Here is a 17,285-nt window from a genome sequence, read left to right as displayed (position 1 = left end):
CTCACTTTCCATCGCACTTCTTCATGCACTGGCCAAGATACTCGCCGGCTCTCTTCATGCACGCTTGGTAGCCACGTGAACCCCAAAACGCATTGGCGACGCCACACTCCTGGGCATCTCGCTCGTACTGCTTGACGCAATCGGCCTTGCACTCCTCACGCTCGCACCAGTCGTTGTACGCCTGCTTGATGCGGCTCCACCAGTTCGGCGCTGACGGTACCGGCGTGTACTGCGGACCAAACGGGTCTGTCGGGTCAAGCGGCCTCGGCGAAGGATTCAACGGCGAGGGCACCGGCACTGGCACAGGTATCGGCCCCATTGGCGTCGGAGCAATGCCCTGCAACCCCTGCGGGTCCACGTAGCTCAGTGGGTTCCCAGTCACATAGCTGTACGTATTGACGCCGCCCTGTAGCCCGATGGGATCGGACTGAGCGTACCTGCCTGTTGAGGCATCGTAGTCCCGGAAGTAGTTGTAGAACAGCCCGCTCTCGGCGTCTGCGTACTGGCCGGGGTGGCGCAGGTTGAAGGTGAACGTTCCCAGGCTCTGCGGGTTGGCGTTCGGCGCGGAGGTTCCGAAGGGTTCGGCCAGCCAGCTCCAGCGCTGCTGGCCGGCGGTGTTGAGCACGATGCGCGGCGTGGCCAGGTGGTCGGTGTGGATGTAGTAAGCCAGCGGCGGGTTAGCCGCGTTGGCCGGGTCCGGCGTAAAGACCGCCACTGGGGTATTGCCCAGCCACACGTACTCCCGGATCGCCGTGCCGTTTGAGTTGTACTCGCCCAGCAGCTGGCCGAGCTGGTCGTACACGAACAGCACCGTGCTGGCGGCTCCGGTGCTGTCGAACTTGCGCACCCGGCGCCCGAAGCCGTCGACGCTGTAGGTGGAGGTGGTTCCCGCCTTGAGCAGCGTGGCCAAGCGCCCGGCCAGGTTGTAGGTGGCGGAGTAGGTGTCGCTGACGGTGTTGCCGGCGTTGTCGTAGCCGAAGCTTCGGGCCGGGTTGGTGATGCTGGTCAGCCGGTTGCTGGTGCTGGCGGTGGTGTAGGCGCTGGTGGTGCCGTTGAGGGTGAGGCCGGTGCGGTTGCCGTTGGCGTCGTAGCCGATGCTCCAACTGGCCGAGGCCGTGGTGATGCCGGTCAGCCGCCCCAGCTCGTCGTAGGCGAAGCTCTGGTCCAGCACCGCCTGGGCTGCGCCGGTGGTGGCGTCGTAGTGCTGGTAGCCGGTGATGCGGTCGGCCGCGTCGTAGCTGATGTCGCGCAGGCTGTCGCCCAGGTTCTGGCGCACCAGGCGGCCCGAGTTGTCGTAGAGCCAGCCGTGCTGCCGCGTGCCGCTGGTCATCTGCCACAGCCAGCTGCGCGGGCCGCCGAAGGGCTCCCACTGGATGCTGGTGATCAGGTTGACCGGGGTGGCGCTGGCCGTGGCCGCCAGGGTGATCGCGCTGGGCTGGCCGCCGGTGTAGCCGATGACCAGCTTGCGCCCGCTCGGGTAGGTCAGGCTGGTGAGGTTGCCCGCCGCGTCGTAGGTGTAGGTGACGGTGCTGCTCACCTGCGCGGCGTTGGCGCCGCTGGCGGCGCTGACGCGCTGCGTCTCGGTGAGCAGCCGGCCCTGGGCATCGTAGGTGTACTGGCTCGAGCCGGCCGGGTGGGTGGCCGAGGTGAGGCGGCCCACGCCGTTGGAGTAGCCCGCTCCGGTCTGGTCGTAGGCCCAGGCGTGGTTCAGGCTGGTCTGCCCGCTCTGGCTGTAGACCACGCCGGTGAGCCGGTTCAGCGCGTCGTAGCTGTAGGTGGCCAGCACGCCGCGGCTGTCGGTGCGGGTCTTGAGGTTGCCCGCAGCGTCGTAGGTGTGGGCGGCCGTGCCGGTGTCGGGGCTGACCAGGCTGGTGGCGTCGCCCAGGCCGTTGCGCGGGTACTGGGTGACCAGGTTCCTCGGGTCGGTGAGCTGCGTCAGGTCCTCGCGACCCTCAGTGCTGGCGAGGCTGAAGGCGCCAGGCTGATGACGCCCTCCATTCTCACCCTGGAGCCAAGGTTGTTGACATCGTTGTAGTTGCCCCTGACACCGTGCCTGCCAGAGCCGGGCAGTGTTGTCACGAATGTGGTCGTGCTGCGGGCCGAAGCGATGCCCAGCGCCACCTTCCACTCGGCAAACACCATCTGACCGGCGGGGGTGCTTGCCACGGCGACCCGGAGGGTGATGCTTGCGTCCATCGGCGATCGTGCCCGGTGACGCGGCAGCGTATGCATGCTGGTCACGGTCGCCTGCGAGATATTCGGCGGACGAAGACCGCTCGAAGTCCCGGCCATGTATCCCGTAGATACCTGATCGCTTCTTCGCTTCCGCGCTCGCTCGCATGCTTCAATAGCGTATCGATTGTCTGCAAGTCCGAGAGCGTCGAGTTGTCGCCGAATCGGTCGATCAGTAGTCGCACATCATCGAATGCGACATCTTCAGACTCCTCAAGGACATCGCCTTCCGGTTCAGATTCGACCACCTTGAAGCGGTCGCCGTGTCGCGCATGTAAGAACGATGCAACAGCCACCCCGATCTCGCCAGCGAAATCAGACACGGTAACTTTGACGGGCACCGGCACCGAGAAGAATCGCTTAAGCGTTCCAACTTCATTTGGTGACTTAGGTACGAGCAATAGCACCTCATTGCTATTCGCATCAAAACGAAGTATCAAGTCAGACGATTGAAGATTCATTACTTGCCTGCCCTCTGACGGCATGGAGCGATGTGGCTCGCTCCATGTAGCAACGCGAAGACATCAAGGAGGCTTACTTCGCCTGACATACAGTGACCCGTTTCACATCCACCACACCAACCTCAGCAATTCCCCGGTCGTTGAAGCGAGCCTGGAACGCAAGATACGATACCTCTTTCTCCGCGTCGCCTGGGGGCGTCGCACCCACAGCAACGACGAGCTCTTGAGGTGTCACGTCGCACCTGGTAGCCACACTCACATAGCCGAGCAGCGACTCAATGGATTGCCTGTGCCCAGCGGCAACCTGCCTCAACCCATCATTCTCAATTGCCAGGTTAAGCGTAGTCCACCCAGACCACCCAATGACAAGAAACAGGACAACGATGAGCAAGTTCTTGAAGTTCATCGTCCTGCCGCCTCGCGTCCGAAGTTCTTGCAATTGTCCGTGATGACTTTATAGGGTCGTTCGCATGTGTCGGCCTCACGCTTTCGGCGCTCTGCATAGTCGATGACATCTTGGTAAGGTTTCTTCGAATACTCGTAGTACGTCGGGCTGTTCTTGCCGTAAGCAGACGACGCGGTTTTGAGGACAGCCTCGATGGAGGCTCTCGTGGGGTTGCCGTCCTTGTCAAAAACGACACGGCCAACGTCAAACGGGCCGCGCACATCGCCGCACTTACCGCCGTATCGACCGAAGTCGTAGTACTGAGTCTTGCCGGTCACCGGATCAACGGCGACCGCACCAGCGTGCCCAAGCGGTGCTGATATGTCGTTGGTAATGGCAACGGAATACCCAATGTAGTGCACAAAGATGGCATCCAACCCAGGGGGGTCCACGAAGCTCACCGGATTCCCACCCACATACGCATACGTATTGATGTCGCCCACGAGCCCGATGGGATCACTTTGAGCGTACCTCCCTGTTGATGCATCGTAGTCGCGGAAGTAGTTGTAGAACAGCCCGCTCTCGGCGTCGGCGTACTGGCCGGGGTGACGCAGGTTGAAGGTGAACGTTCCCAGGCTCTGCGGGTTGGCGTTCGGCGCGGAGGTGCCGAAGGGCTCGGCCAGCCAGCTCCAGCGCTGCTGGCCGGCGGTGTTGAGCACGATGCGCGGCGTGGCCAGGTGGTCGGTGTGGATGTAGTAAACCAGCGGCGGGTTAGCCGCGTTGGCCGGGTCCGGCGTAAAGACCGCCACCGGCACGTTGCCCAGCCACACGTACTCCCGGATCGCCGTGCCGCTCGAGTTGTACTCGCCCAGCAGCTGCCCCTGCTGGTCGTAGACGAACAGCACCGTGCTGGCGGCTCCCGTGTTGTCGAACTTGCGCACCCGGCGCCCGAAGCCGTCGACGCTGTAGGTGGTGGTGGTACCCGCCTTGAGCAGCGTGGCCATGCGCCCGGCCAGGTTGTAGCTGGCGGTGTAGGTGTCGCTGACGGTGTTGCCGGCGTTGTCGTAGCCGAAGCTGCGGGCCGGGTTGGTGGTGCCGGTCAGCCGGTTGCTGGTGCTGGCGGTGGTGTAGGCGCTGGTGGTGCCGTTGAGGGTGAGGCCGGTGCGGTTGCCGTTGGCGTCGTAGCCGATGCTCCAACTGGCCGAGGCCGTGGTGATGCCGGTCAGCCGCCCCAGCTCGTCGTAGGCGAAGCTCTGGTCCAGCGCCGCCTGGGCCGCGCCGGTGCTGGCGTCGTAGTGCTGGTAGCCGGTGATGCGGTCGGCCGCGTCGTAGCTGATGTCGCGCAGGCTGTCGCCCACCAGCAGAACCCGAGGCCTCATTGACCCACTTGCTCACCAATGCGACGCAGTAACGGTGCGACATGGACAAGCATTAGCGAGACCGCCTGATCCTTGTCCTCAAGAATGGATGTCAGGAAATTCCAGTCGTCCCGAAGCTGTCCGTGTCCGAGGCTCGTAGGGCTCTTGGTGAAGTCGTACCGCTCATCGTCTGCGATGTCCCAGTAGTCGTCTTGGTCGAGCCTAACAGCGGCATATCCAAGCTCGTGCTCGATGTGACTGAGGATTCGCTCAATCACCAAGCGCAAGTCAGAGATTTTGATTTCAATGTCCATTGCGACGCTCACATTCTTCCGGCGGACACTATTGCTGAATTGCCTCAAGATCCGATGGTCGCAAGTCTGGGAACTGCTTATAGATCGGCTCAAGTATCTCAACGTCAACTTCGCCGATCACGGTCGCAAGTGGAACATGAAGCATTGCTCGCTCATCTTTCGAGCAAGAAGCATTTACAACCTCAAGCAACTCCGCAGCCTTAGCAAGTAGCTCATCTGCAAGCTTAGAGATACTGGTCGCCGTCTCTCGGTCCATGTGATCACCTCTTAGTAGTCACAGCCAGCTGCATTCATGCAGCGACGAACGCAGGCTCGGAATCGGAGCATATTGTCGTGGCCAGAACGCCCTGGGAAATCAAGCTCGTACTGACATTCCGCAAAACATTGCTGCTTTCTCTTCCGGCATTCGTCGGTGCTGGGTGAGCAGTTCTCTCTGGGAATGACCTGCGGCAGAACCGCTGCTGCACAGATGAGCGGTGCAGCTCTACAGAGCGCGCCGACATCTGACCGCGGAACTGGCGTGTAGTTCGGTAGTGGTGGACGGACATCTGGGTTCGGAACAACTGGCGGAGGTAGAACTGGAGGCACGGGGATTGGGATTGGCTGGAGCCCATCCGGATCCGTGGAACTTAACGGGCTCCCACGCACGTACGCGCGAACGACGGAGAACAAGTGGATCGGCGACAGGAGCTGATGAGCCGCTTCCCGAAGGTGCACGCTCCGTCGCGCAGCGGGCGGCTTCCTAGTCGGCGATGCTTGAGCAGCAACCTCCGTGCAGCACTCAAACACCCAAGTCGCTGCAAGAGAGGTCATTGCGGAGAGGCACCATCTTTGTCATTCCGATAGTTGCGCGGAAGTCGAGTCAATGCATCAGCTTCCACACCTCGACACGACATCTCAACAGCAACTGTCTGAGACAGATCTACGCCGGCTAGATTGGTCGGGTGGCCGACGTTGTCTGCTTCGAAGCTGACTCGTTCGAAACGTGCATCACCAAAGCGACAACCGGAAAGGTTCGCACCCCTGAAACGCACATTCGTGAAAGACGACCCGCTGAAGTCGACGTCTACAGCTTGCACGTCATAGAACTCAACGTCGATGAACTCTGCACCTTGCATGACGGCATCAATCAACCAGCAGCCTTCAAACACAACGTTCTCAAAGCGGCACCGAGACAGATCGGCGCCTTCGAAGCTCCCACCCTCAAAGTACGCATTCACCGCCACCCGCCCCTTGAGTGACAGCCCGCCAAACTCCGGCGACCCGACAACAAGCCGCTCATGTCGGCGATCAACGAAGACTTCGTCAATGTCTGTTCGCATTTGCACTGCTTTGTCCGTTCAGCAAGGTGGTTGGCAGTCCTTCGCATACTCGCGCTCGTATGCCCGTAGCCTGCTCTCGACGTCGTTGATCATTTTGTAGTGCCCCCAAACACTCTCCTTTCGTGGCGCACCATGCTTAAACATCGGGAGCGTCTCAGGATTGTCAGCGATCGCCTTCCAGCGCTTGTCCAGGTCGTCTCTGAGGTTCTTAATCCGCTTGGCGATCTTCTTACAGCGAGGGCTTTCATTGTCAGGGTCTCCAGGCTGCCAGTTGCCAAACGGGTCCATGAATCCCACGTCCGGCACCACGGAGGTCGGATCGATCGCTTGATTGGGCATAGGCCTAGGCAAGACGATCGGACGGGGCGCAAATCCTGGGAGAGCGAGTCCGACCAAGCCAAGAGGGTCCACTGACGCAGCCGGGCTTGCTGAGACATAGGCATAGGTATTGATGCCACCCACGAGCCCGATGGGATCACTCTGAGCGTACCTGCCTGTCGAGGCATCGTAGTCCCGGAAGTAGTTGTAGAACAGCCCGCTCTCCGAGTCGGCGTACTGGCCCGGGTGGCGCAGGAAGAAGGCGAAGGCGCCCAGGCTCTGCGGGTTGGCGTTCGGCGCGGTGGTTCCGAAGGGCTCGGCGAGCCAGCTCCAGCGCTGCTGGCCGGCGGTGTTGAGCACGATGCGCGGCGTGGCCAGGTGATCGGTGTGGATGTAGTACACCAGCGGCGGGTTAGCCGCGTTGGCCGGGTCCGGCGTAAAGACCGCCAGCGGCACGTTGCCCAGCCACACGTACTCCCGGATCGCCGTGCCGTTTGAGTTGTACTCGCCCAGCAGTTGCCCCTGCTGGTCGTAGACGAACAGCACCGTGCTGGCGGCTCCGGTGCTGTCGAACTTGCGCACCCGGCGCCCGAAGCCGTCGACGCTGTAGGTGGAGGTGGTTCCCGCCTTGAGCAGCGTGGCCATGCGCCCGGCCAGGTTGTAGGTAGCCGTGTAGGTGTCGCTGACGGTGTTGCCGGCGTTGTCGTAGCCGAAGCTTCGGGCCGGGTTGGTGGTGCTGGTCAGCCGGTTGCTGGTGCTGGCGGTGGTGTAGGCGCTGGTGGTGCCGTTGAGGGTGAGGCCGGTGCGGTTGCCGTTGGCGTCGTAGCCGATGCTCCAGCTGGCCGAGGCCGTGGTGATACCGGTCAGGCGCCCCAGCTCGTCGTAGCTGAAGCTCTGGTCCAGCACCGCCTGGGCCGCGCCGGTGGTGGCGTCGTAGTGCTGGTAGCCGGTGATGCGGTCGGCCGCGTCGTAGCTGATGTCGCGCAGGCTGTCGCCCAGGTTCTGGCGCACCAGGCGGCCCGAGCTGTCGTAGATCCAGCTGTGCTGCCGCGTGCCGCTGGCCATCTGCCACAGCCAGCTGCGCGGGCCGCCGAAGGGCTCCCACTGGATCTGGTTGATGAGGTCGCTGGCCGTGCTGCCGCCGTCCGGCGCAAGACCCACCGAAGTAGGCTGGCCGCCGGTATAGCCGATGACCAGCTTGCGCCCGCTCGGGTAGGTCAGGCTGGTGAGGTTGCCCGCCGCGTCGTAGGTGTAGGTGAGGGTGCTGCTGACCTGCGCGGCGTTGGCGCCGCTGGCGGCGCTGACGCGCTGCGTCTCGGTCAGCAGCCGGCCCTGGGCATCGTAGGTGTACTGGCTCGAGCCGGCCGGGTGGGTGGCCGAGGTGAGGCGGCCCACGCCGTTGGAGTAGCCCGCCCCGGTCTGGTCGTAGGCCCAGGCGTAGTTCAGGCTGGTCTGCCCGCTCTGGCTGTAGACCACGCCGGTGAGCCGGTTCAGCGCGTCGTAGCCGTAGGTGGCCAGCACGCCGCGGCTGTCGGTGCGGGTCTTGAGGTTGCCCGCTGCGTCGTAGCTGTGGGTGGCGGTGCCGGTGTCCGGGCTGACCAGGCTGGTGGTGTCGCCCAGGCCGTTGCGCGGGTACTGGGTGACCAGGTTCCTCGGGTCGGTGACCTGCGTCAGATCCTCGCGGCCGTTGTAGCCGAACTGCGTCTTGCCGGCCTTGGCGTCGGTGCTGTCCTTCAGGCGGTTCAGGCTGTCATCAGCTCGCGCTGGGTCCCGCGCGATGTGAGGTGGTAGATCGCGTCTGAAAACTCGATGTGCAGCGGCCAGACCATGCGACCACGCTTTCCGGCGACGCTTAAGCGTCAAGGCACGAGACTCGGGAGAAGATCCGCACACAGGGCAAATGGCAGGACCTGACCACGAGGCTCGAGGTTTGAGGTTATGCACTACAAGCTCTCAAGCCAGCGACGATGAAACTCTGCTTGCTGATCGACTGTCACTGGGTTGATGGACTCATCCGCTTCGAAGATATCAACGATATCCGCGTTCATAGCTTGCCGACCGAGTCGGTTGCGGTAGGCCAAGCTGCTGAGACCCATGCTTTCCTGCATGGGCGATGGGTACACCGCCTCGTCAGCGGCAAAGCACATCAAGAGAACGTGCTCTCGATCTAGTTGGGTACGGATTTGTCGTACTGCGTCGAATATTCCTCGCTCCGAAACTGCCTTCAGTTCGAAGCTGCGATCAAAGCTCATCGTCACTTCGACGCCGTCCTTCGACACCTCCTCTGTGCATATGACTGTGGCTACACCCATTGTTCCATCAGAGTACCTCACCGGAACGCTGCAACGACTTTCGCTCATTCCCAACTCCTCAAACTAGTCGCCGCAACCACAGCTCGGGTTACGCTCAATCTTTCCGCTAGCATTGGAAGCGCCCCACATCACTCGCGAGCCTGGAATACCGCCAGGAACCGCAATTTCCCTTTGTTCTGGGTAAGGTGACTTGGAACCGAGGACTGCATTTACATCTACCCCGCCGCTAATGCAAATTTGATACACGTAGCCATTCTTGCCTGCAAACGCTAGTGCAATGTCAATACTCTTGGACGTGGCTACATAGCCACTGTCTGGAGTGCCTCTGGCGTGAGCGAGAAGATCCATATTGAGTCCCTTTGGAGAAAACCCTGTCGCAAAGACAACGCTTGGCGGACGCGACGCTCGATCGCCTCGGTAGACAAGCTGTCCTTTGCACGTACACCGACTGGCATCACTGTTTGTTGTATCTCCAGAAAGCAGTAGGGGAAGTATCAATGCTGGATTCGGGACATTCGGGAGCGTCAAAGGGCGAGGAATTGTCGTCGCCCCGGGACTCAACCCGTCCGGATCCGCGAGCAGAGCCGGCGAACTCAGTGCGTATGCATAGGTGTTGATGCCGCCACCAAGTCCTATCGGATCACTCTGAGCGTACCTGCCTGTGGAGGCATCGTAGTCTCTGAAGTAGTTGTAGAACAGCCCGCTCTCGGCGTCGGCGTACTGGCCCGGGTGGCGCAGGAAGAAGGCGAAGGCGCCCAGGCTCTGCGGGTTGGCGTTCGGCGCGGAGGTGCCGAAGGGCTCGGCCAGCCAGCTCCAGCGCTGCTGCCCGGCGGTGTCGAGCACGATGCGCGGCGTGGCCAGGTGGTCGGTGTGGATGTAGTAAGCCAGCGGCGGGTTAGCCGCGTTGGCCGGGTCCGGCGTAAAGACCGCCACTGGGGTATTGCCCAGCCACACGTACTCCCGGATCGCCGTGCCGCTCGAGTTGTACTCGCCCAGCAGCTGGCCGAGCTGGTCGTACACGAACAGCACCGTGCTGGCGGCTCCCGTGTTGTCGAACTTGCGCACCCGGCGCCCGAAGCCGTCGACGCTGTAGGTGGAGGTGGTTCCCGCCTTGAGCAGCGTGGCCAAGCGCCCGGCCAGGTTGTAGGTGGCGGAGTAGGTGTCGCTGACGGTGTTGCCGGCGTTGTCGTAGCCGAAGCTGCGGGCCGGGTTGGTGGTGCTGGTCAGCCGGTTGCTGGTGCTGGCGGTGGTGTAGGCGCTGGTGGTGCCGTTGAGGGTGAGGCCGGTGCGGTTGCCGTTGGCGTCGTAGCCGATGCTCCAACTGGCCGAGGCCGTGGTGATGCCGGTCAGCCGCCCCAGCTCGTCGTAGGCGAAGCTCTGGTCCAGCGCCGCCTGGGCCGCGCCGGTGGTGGCGTCGTAGTGCTGGTAGCCGGTGATGCGGTCGGCCGCGTCGTAGCTGATGTCGCTGATACGGAGTCTGCTCGGTCGATATATGCAGACCAGTCGAGCAGCGGGTATCTGTTGCACATCTTCCATCGATACGGTCGCAGTTGACAGAGGATGCCGACAACTGACTAGAAACCGCCTACCACCCACGCTCCTACCTTCGATTAGATCGCTTGGCCTCTCTCCAAGCATCCAGTATGAACGAAATGAGATATGCACATAAGAACACAATCAAGACGAGCATTGGATTTGTCAATAAATCTATCGTACCAATACCAAACACCATATAGACCACAGCCAGTATGGCGAAAGTTCCTACGGTAAGAATTGCAGCAGACTTAATCCTGTGAAGCATTGAAATTCAGAATCTGTTCGTCGCAAACCATACAGACCACCCAATCTGTGCCACTACTGGGGCTCAGACTGGCACTCATCACACTTGGTTATTTCTATATCGCTGTCGCGCACGTGACTCCATCCTAAGTATGCTCCGATCGAAAGATCAACACCATCCATATTTGAGGATGCTCCCCAACCAGTTTTCATTGATCCATAACGTGTATATCCAAAAGCTCGTCCATGGCGCCCCCCTACTGAAGCGGCCGATAGAGATAGTGCTGGGCCATTTGCACTCTTTCCAGTCGGACAGGAGAAGATGTCTGAAAATTCACTCTTTCCATTGGATCCTGTGTACTTGAATCCTTTCCCATATGCACCGAAGACTGCATACCCTTTGATTCTTACTCTTACACCACACTTGCACTCCGATGTCAAATCGAATCGATGCACTGCCAAGCCGAACCGCGGAACGTATGCGAGGCTTAGCACCTCGCCCTTCCACGTAACCTGACCCGTAGGATCAGTGAATGAAACAGGCGATCCATCAGCATATGCATACGTGTTGATCCCCCCATCGAGCCCGATGGGATCAGACTGGGCGTACCTGCCTGTTGAGGCATCGTAGTCTCTGAAGTAGTTGTAGAACAGCCCGCTCTCCGGGTCGGCGTACTGGCCTGGGTGACGCAGGTTGAAGGTGAACGTTCCCAGGTTCTGCGGGTTGGCGTTCGGCGCGGTGGTTCCGAAGGGCTCGGCGAGCCAGCTCCAGCGCTGCTGCCCGGCGGTGTTGAGCACGATGCGCGGCGTGGCCAGGTGATCGGTGTGGATGTAGTACACCAGCGGCGGGTTGCTGCCGTTGGGCACGAACATGGCGATGGGTGTGCTGCCGAGCCAGACGTACTCCCGCAGGGCCGTGCCCGAGCCGTTGTACTCGCCCAGCAGCTGGCCGAGCTGGTCGTACACGAACAGCACCGTGCTGGCGGCTCCGGTGCTGTCGAACTTGCGCACCCGGCGCCCGAAGCCGTCGACGCTGTAGGTGGAGGTGGTTCCCGCCTTGAGCAGCGTGGCCAAGCGCCCGGCCAGGTTGTAGGTGGCGGAGTAGGTGTCGCTGACGGTGTTGCCGGCGTTGTCGTAGCCGAAGCTGCGGGCCGGGTTGGTGGTGCTGGTCAGCCGGTTGCTGGTGCTGGCGGTGGTGTAGGCGCTGGTGGTGCCGTTGAGGGTGAGGCCGGTGCGGTTGCCGTTGGCGTCGTAGCCGATGCTCCAACTGGCCGAGGCCGTGGTGATGCCGGTCAGCCGCCCCAGCTCGTCGTAGGCGAAGCTCTGGTCCAGCGCCGCCTGGGCCGCGCCGGTGGTGGCGTCGTAGTGCTGGTAGCCGGTGATGCGGTCGGCCGCGTCGTAGCTGATGTCGCGCAGGCTGTCGCCCAGGTTCTGGCGCACCAGGCGGCCCGAGCTGTCGTAGATCCAGCTGTGCTGCCGCGTGCCGCTGGCCATCTGCCACAGCCAGCTGCGCGGGCCGCCGAAGGGCTCCCACTGGATCTGGCTCACGAGCGTGGCAGCCGCACTGCTACCGTCCGGCGCCAGGGCAAGCGAGCTGGCCTGGCCGCCGCTGTAGCCGATGGCCAGCTTGCGCCCGCTCGGGTAGACGATGCTGGTGAGGTTGCCCGCCGCGTCGTAGGTGTAGGTGACGGTGCTGCTGACCTGCGCGGCGTTGGCGCCGCTGGCGGCGCTGACGCGCTGCGTCTCGGTCAGCAGCCGGCCCTGGGCGTCGTAGGTGTACTGGCTCGAGCCGGCCGGGTGGGTGGCCGAGGTGAGGCGGCCCACGCCGTTGGAGTAGCCCGCACCGGTCTGGTCGTAGGCCCAGGCGTAGTTCAGGCTGGTCTGCCCGCTCTGGCTGTAGACCACGCCGGTGAGCCGGTTCAGCGCGTCGTAGCTGTAGGTGGCCAGCACGCCGCGGCTGTCGGTGCGGGTCTTGAGGTTGCCAGCGGCGTCGTAGGTGTGGGCAGCCGTGCCGGTGTCCGGGCTGACCAGGCTGGTGGTGTCGCCCAGGCCGTTGCGCGGGTACTGGGTGACCAGGTTCCTCGGGTCGGTGAGCTGCGTCAGATCCTCGCGCCCGTTGTAGCCGAACTGGGTCTTGCCGCTCTTGGCGTTGGTGCTGTCCTTCAGGCGGTTCAGGCTGTCGTAGGTGTTGGTCGTGGCGAAGTTGAAGCCCGCCACACCAGGCGCCTGGATGGTCTTGGTCGGGTTGCCCTTGGCGTCGTACTCGTAGTTGGTCACCGGGGCGGGCGAGACCGGCGGGGCCGGCAGCGTCTGTGCGTGCACGCCCAGCGCCCAGCCCGCGGCCAGTGCGACAGCGATGCGGACCGTGTTCATGATCAGTTCCTCCCGGTGGTCTGCTGAACGCGGCCGAGCGCGTCGATGCTCCTGGCGAGCTGGCGGCGCAGCGAGCCGGCGCTGTCCTTGACGTTCTCGCCGATGCGGTTGCCCGCGTTGTCCAGCAGGTACTCGATGCGGTTGCCCAGGTTGTCGTACACCGCCGTCTGTCGGTGCGCCGGGTCGTAGTCGTAGCCGATCCAGCTCGCATCGGGCCGGGTCACCCGCTTGAGCTGGCCGGCCAGGTCGTAGCTGTAGCTGGTGGTCTGGCCGCCCACGCTGGTGCTCAACAGCCGCTGCCGCAGGTCGTAGCTGTTGGTCGTCACCACCCCGTTGGGGTCGATGCTCTGGATGACGTTGCCGTGCTTGTCGTACTGGGTGTACTGGGTGAGCTGGCCCGCCGCGTTGCTCACGCTCTGCAGGTCGCCCGTGGTGTGGCCCACGGCCGCAGCGCCCGTGCCGGTGAAGCTGGTGTCGCTGTAGTAGGTGTAGGTCGTGATGTCCGCGATGTCGGTGCGCGGGCCGTCGTGGGTCAGCACCTGGCCCCACTGGTTGTAGCTCCAGCGCTGCTCGCGGTTGGCCACCGTGCCGTCCAGCGTCGCGCTGAAGCCCGCAGCGCCGTTGGCATCCGTGGTGGCTTGCTCCACTTGGCGGCACAGCACCGCGATGGGCTTGCCGTCGGGCAGCAGCGCGCCTGCCGGCGCGCACGAGGCCGCCGCTCCCCCAGCGAACGGGTCCGGCTGGCCGTTGTACACGTACGTGGTGATTCGGCCGGGCTCGGCTACCTTCGCCTGCAGCCTCCAGTCAGGGTGCCATTGGCTGCTGATCTTGCGGGAGCCAGCAGGCAGCGTCGCGCCGCTGCCGGTTACCGTCGGGCAGTTCGTGCCGCCGGCCAGGCCCTCGACTCGACTCGTCTCCAGGTTGCGGGTCAAGTCATTGGCATAGCAGATGCGCTTGCCGTTGACGTCGTTGATGGAAGTGAGATTGTCATTCGCGTCAAACGCGCTGGTACTGTTACTCGCAGGGCAGCCCGCGCCTGCGGGTTGATATATGGCAGTGATCGCACCGGAGCTAGTGCTGTACTGGTAGGTACGAGAAGTACCTATCGGATCTGTCACGCCTCCAGCACTGACCTGAAACCTGTCGACTCCGCCAGCCAACTCGGAACTCGTTGCCCGACCGTAGCTGTCATAGACAACGGTCTCATATGCAACGCCCAGTTCGTCGATCACGCCCTGGATTCGCGTTGCGAGGGACCAGGCGGTAGCGCCAAGATAGTCCCAGTCCGACACGAGATATCGCCGCGAAGCCTGATCCTGGTACGTCACTGTGTCCAACGTTGTGAAGGACAGGTTGTCCGCGTTCTGTCCATTGACATCAAGCGGTGGCGCTTTGAAGCCATAGGTCACACTACCCTGCGCTGGATCGGCAATCGACTGAAGATGACCAACGCTGTCATAAGAGAGTTCAAGCTCTCTTCCGGAAGTATCTCGGACGATGGCCAGCCTCCCGTTGAAGCTGTCGTACACGAAGGTGACTCCAAAGCCGTTCGGTCGCATTGCGGCGGCCGGTAGGCCGCCGGCAAAGGTGACCATGTCGTTGCGCTGGGTGTAGTAGGCATACTGCCCGGGAGCGGTCTCCACCAGTCGATTTCGTGTTCCTGGACGGATTGGGGAGAGTTGGCGCGGAAAGGAAGATCCCGCCGGAACAGCAAAATGTTGTGCGGCCTCCTGCCCCCATCCGACCCAGATTGACTGGGGTGTGGCCAAGACATAGCCAGAGTAGTTGTGCGTCCAGGTGTTGCCCAGTACCTCCCACAAGTTCGCGGAGAAGGTGCTCGGGTAGCTGAAACCGTCGCTCCTGTATTCACGTACAAACCGAAGCCCTCCGTCTCGCGGCGAGCGGTAGTCGACGTCAGAGAAGACTTTGCTTCCCGAGGGATGCGAAATTGGGTTCCCAAAGCAAGTCTCGCTCGCTCTTCGTGAGCGATAGCAGTAGGACTGCCCTGAGATGTTGGCGTGAGTCCAGCCAGCGCGTTCGCAGAACGCATATCGCCAGCGCGCCATCAAAGAGCCAACAGTCTGCGGAAACGCGCAGTTCCCGCTGAAGCTGTATGTCAGATCTTTGATCTTGCCCCCCTCAACGTCGGGAGCCCACGCTGGGCTGTACTGGCCAGCTGGCCTCCAAGGCCCCTCCGAAATCAAGCGACCAGCATCGCAGCAATTCGGGCACTTGGCCGCGATGAGTGCGCCCATCTGTTCTTTGACCTGTTGCTCATCGAGCAGGGTCGCCGTGGTTTCGTATGGCCCTGTTGCGCTATACCGCCACGGTTCGATGATGTGGGGCCGGTAAGTGCACTCGAACTGACCATTGGGAGAGCGATCGCTGCATTGATCAATCTGCGCCGCATCTACCGAAGCTGACAGCAGCAGCAATGCTGCGAGCCGCGCCAATATGGCTCGCGTGTGGCTACGCTGGACTGCAACTTCTTGTCTCACTTTCTTCTCTCCTCCCCCAACAGATTGTTGAGATGTCCTGGATCTGCTTCGAGCGTTTTCGGGTGGTCGCTCAGTCAGGCTGGACACAGCCGCTATGCGGGTCTTTAGGTTGCCCGCCGCATCGCAGGTGCGGGTAGCCGTGCCTGTGTCGTGGCTGATCAGGGAAACGAAGGCTTGTGGGATCTTCATGCCGCCCCCGGTGATCCAACGACCCGCTTGATGCTCGCCCAAACATCGTCAGCTATCGCGTTCTGCCAGACGGCGGCAAGCGTCTCGCGGAACCTTGCGTTCATTGAGGCCGTTTGCTCAACGCGATCGATGAGATCTCGCCCATGCCTTGCCAGCAAGTCCTCCAGCGCACCCGACGCAAGACATGCGAGCTGGTAGTCCGAACGAGCAAGCATGAAAAGTTCCATGACAAGTCGCCAGCCATCCTCCGGATACTTGGTGACAACATCGTCAAGTCGCTCGATTGCCCATAGGTACTCGTCGGCAACATTTGTGCTTCCCGTTAGATCGCCCGCCTGCTCCAGACGCTCGTGGTACTTCAACCAAGCTTCGACATCTACTCCACACCCGTCACTGGCGCTGTGCTCAGGAGTGTGACGCACGTCGAGACTTCAGAGCGGAATCTCGACACGCAACTGCAATCCGCGCTCGCGGCCGAGCGCGTCGTGCCACTCGCTCGCCGCCAGCGCCAGCGCCGGGCCGCCGTCGACGGCGAACCGCAGTTCGCCGGCCAGGCCGCGCAGCGCGTTGCTGCCGCGGTGCGCCATCAGCAGCAGCCGCGCCGGCCCGCGCCGCGCCGCCAGGCCCAGCGAGGCGAGGCGCACGTCGCCGCCGGCCGGGTAGGCGAGCGGCGCGTTGCGCTGCGCGTAGCCGGCCGGGTAGAGCGAATGGTGGTAGGCGGCCCCCGGGTAGCCTCTACCTCGGAACATGCGCCCGGCCTGCGTGTCGGCCAGTTCGCCGAACACGCGCAGGGCCGTGCCGTCTTGCAGCGTGGCGGCGATTTCGCCGCCGCCGCCGACCAGGTAGCGGCTGGGCATGTGGCCGGCCTCGTCCTCGCCGATCATCTGGCCGTTCAGCGTCAGGCGCGTTGGGCCCTCGCCCGGCAGCGTCCAGCGCGCGTCGAAGCCGGCCAACTGGTTGCCGGGCTCGACGCTGCGGTCCATGTCGGCCTCGAAGTTGTCGATGCCGACGATCGCGCGCAGCAGGCTGCCGAGCGTCTGCGGCCGGCCCTCGCCGCCCCACTGCAGCACGCGCGAGCCGCCCAGCACCAGGCCCGGCAGCGGCTCGATCTCGAGGCGCCAGCCGAGCAGCTTGACGTCGTCGGGCCCGGCGTCGTTCGAGAGCCGCCCGGCGAACAGGTCGGTGCGCCACGGCCCCAGCCATTCGAGCACCGGCAGCTCGAAGGCCTGCCCCGAGGTCTTGCGCCAGCCGACGGCCGGCAGCGCGCGCGCCGCGCCGTCGAGGATCAGGCTGCCGAAGGGCGACGGGCCCCAGTGGCGGCGTTCCACCGAGGCGTAGAGCCGGCCCGGCCCGAACGGGTAGCTCAGGCCGCTGCCTTCGAGGTCGGCGCGCTGGCCGGGTTGGTCTTGCCAGGAGCCGCCGAGCGACCAGCGCAGGCCCTGCGCGTCGCCGCCGGCGAGGCGCAGGGCCGCGCCGCTGCGCCCGGCCAGCGGCAGCGCGAGGAAGTTCGGGCCGCGGCCCGGATCGGCCGCGCCGGCGAGCGTCAGCCCGGCGTGCGCGACGGGTTCGGCGTCGCGGCCGCTCAGCGTGTAGGCCTCGCGCGGCAGTTCGGGCCCGGCGGCCAGCGCCTGGCCCGCCGAGCCCGCCGCCAGTGCCGGCACCAGCGCCAGCGCCAGCACGCGGCGGCGCAAAGAGCAGGTCATCGCACAACGCTAAGACCGCAGGCGGCGCCGGTCCACCCACC

At 63.3% G+C, this 17,285-nt stretch carries 14 protein-coding genes and 1 pseudogene; all 15 read right to left on the bottom strand.

All coding sequences use genetic code 11. From position 1 onward, the window contains the following. Position 1: 1 nt before the first annotated feature. The 15 genes and pseudogenes from QM792_RS04490 to QM792_RS04420 all read right to left on the bottom strand — a co-directional run bounded on the left by QM792_RS04490 (position 2) and on the right by QM792_RS04420 (position 17,244). Positions 2-2,128, bottom strand: coding sequence for an RHS repeat domain-containing protein (locus QM792_RS04490; protein ID WP_415148017.1), 2,127 nt, complete (start codon positions 2,126-2,128; stop codon positions 2-4). Between the two features lie 109 nt (positions 2,129-2,237). Next, positions 2,238-2,693 (bottom strand): hypothetical protein, encoded by a 456-nt coding sequence (locus QM792_RS04485; protein ID WP_415148015.1) that lies wholly within the window; start codon positions 2,691-2,693, stop codon positions 2,238-2,240. Between the two features lie 73 nt (positions 2,694-2,766). Continuing rightward, entirely contained in the window at positions 2,767-3,099 is a 333-nt protein-coding gene (locus QM792_RS04480) for a hypothetical protein (RefSeq protein ID WP_415148013.1), read from the bottom strand. Beyond that, positions 3,096-4,436, bottom strand: a complete 1,341-nt coding sequence (locus tag QM792_RS04475; protein ID WP_415148012.1) for an RHS repeat-associated core domain-containing protein — start codon at positions 4,434-4,436, stop codon at positions 3,096-3,098. The genes QM792_RS04480 and QM792_RS04475 overlap by 4 nt, the downstream gene beginning before the upstream one ends. A gap of 17 nt (positions 4,437-4,453) precedes the next feature. Next, positions 4,454-4,750, bottom strand: a complete 297-nt coding sequence (locus QM792_RS04470; RefSeq protein WP_415148010.1) for a hypothetical protein — start codon at positions 4,748-4,750, stop codon at positions 4,454-4,456. A 28-nt stretch (positions 4,751-4,778) separates the two neighbouring features. Beyond that, on the bottom strand, positions 4,779-5,006 hold the full coding sequence (locus tag QM792_RS04465; RefSeq protein WP_415148009.1) for a hypothetical protein: 228 nt from the start codon (positions 5,004-5,006) through the stop codon (positions 4,779-4,781). A 553-nt stretch (positions 5,007-5,559) separates the two neighbouring features. Then, the gene (locus QM792_RS04460) at positions 5,560-6,072 is read right to left on the bottom strand and encodes a pentapeptide repeat-containing protein (RefSeq protein ID WP_415148007.1); all 513 of its coding nucleotides are present in this window, start codon (positions 6,070-6,072) and stop codon (positions 5,560-5,562) included. Between the two features lie 18 nt (positions 6,073-6,090). Next, positions 6,091-8,253, bottom strand: a complete 2,163-nt coding sequence (locus QM792_RS04455; RefSeq protein WP_415148006.1) for an RHS repeat domain-containing protein — start codon at positions 8,251-8,253, stop codon at positions 6,091-6,093. Positions 8,254-8,333: 80 nt separating this feature from the next. Then, positions 8,334-8,750 (bottom strand): hypothetical protein, encoded by a 417-nt coding sequence (locus QM792_RS04450; RefSeq protein WP_415148004.1) that lies wholly within the window; start codon positions 8,748-8,750, stop codon positions 8,334-8,336. 15 nt (positions 8,751-8,765) lie between these two features. Continuing rightward, positions 8,766-10,238: an RHS repeat-associated core domain-containing protein gene (locus QM792_RS04445; protein WP_415148002.1), complete on the bottom strand. Its 1,473-nt coding sequence runs from the start codon at positions 10,236-10,238 to the stop codon at positions 8,766-8,768. 318 nt (positions 10,239-10,556) lie between these two features. Continuing rightward, entirely contained in the window at positions 10,557-12,854 is a 2,298-nt protein-coding gene (locus tag QM792_RS04440) for an RHS repeat-associated core domain-containing protein (protein ID WP_415148001.1), read from the bottom strand. A gap of 2 nt (positions 12,855-12,856) precedes the next feature. After that, positions 12,857-14,497: an RHS repeat protein gene (locus tag QM792_RS04435; protein WP_415151662.1), complete on the bottom strand. Its 1,641-nt coding sequence runs from the start codon at positions 14,495-14,497 to the stop codon at positions 12,857-12,859. Positions 14,498-14,599: 102 nt separating this feature from the next. Continuing rightward, positions 14,600-14,920, bottom strand: a pseudogene (locus tag QM792_RS04430) (DUF6531 domain-containing protein); the annotation flags it as partial. Between the two features lie 617 nt (positions 14,921-15,537). Continuing rightward, on the bottom strand, positions 15,538-15,903 hold the full coding sequence (locus tag QM792_RS04425) for a DUF6869 domain-containing protein (protein ID WP_415147999.1): 366 nt from the start codon (positions 15,901-15,903) through the stop codon (positions 15,538-15,540). Positions 15,904-15,972: 69 nt separating this feature from the next. Beyond that, positions 15,973-17,244, bottom strand: coding sequence for a capsule assembly Wzi family protein (locus QM792_RS04420; protein ID WP_415147998.1), 1,272 nt, complete (start codon positions 17,242-17,244; stop codon positions 15,973-15,975). Positions 17,245-17,285: the final 41 nt, after the last annotated feature.

The organism is Piscinibacter sp., from assembly GCF_047600445.1.
Taxonomy (GTDB): domain Bacteria; phylum Pseudomonadota; class Gammaproteobacteria; order Burkholderiales; family Burkholderiaceae_C; genus Piscinibacter.
Note: the sequence above shows the minus strand (reverse complement) of the source record. Positions and strands in the feature narration are given on the sequence as shown.

Bases quoted from the DNA above. Each gene is read 5' to 3' on its own strand.
- QM792_RS04445 (WP_415148002.1), bottom strand. From the start codon at position 10,238: ATGGAAGATGTGCAACAGATACCCGCTGCTCGACTGGTCTGCATATAT.
- QM792_RS04420 (WP_415147998.1), bottom strand. From the start codon at position 17,244: ATGACCTGCTCTTTGCGCCGCCGCGTGCTGGCGCTGGCGCTGGTGCCG.
- QM792_RS04460 (WP_415148007.1), bottom strand. From the start codon at position 6,072: ATGCGAACAGACATTGACGAAGTCTTCGTTGATCGCCGACATGAGCGG.
- QM792_RS04450 (WP_415148004.1), bottom strand. From the start codon at position 8,750: ATGAGCGAAAGTCGTTGCAGCGTTCCGGTGAGGTACTCTGATGGAACA.
- QM792_RS04440 (WP_415148001.1), bottom strand. From the start codon at position 12,854: ATGAACACGGTCCGCATCGCTGTCGCACTGGCCGCGGGCTGGGCGCTG.
- QM792_RS04470 (WP_415148010.1), bottom strand. From the start codon at position 4,750: ATGGACATTGAAATCAAAATCTCTGACTTGCGCTTGGTGATTGAGCGA.
- QM792_RS04465 (WP_415148009.1), bottom strand. From the start codon at position 5,006: ATGGACCGAGAGACGGCGACCAGTATCTCTAAGCTTGCAGATGAGCTA.
- QM792_RS04485 (WP_415148015.1), bottom strand. From the start codon at position 2,693: ATGAATCTTCAATCGTCTGACTTGATACTTCGTTTTGATGCGAATAGC.
- QM792_RS04480 (WP_415148013.1), bottom strand. From the start codon at position 3,099: ATGAACTTCAAGAACTTGCTCATCGTTGTCCTGTTTCTTGTCATTGGG.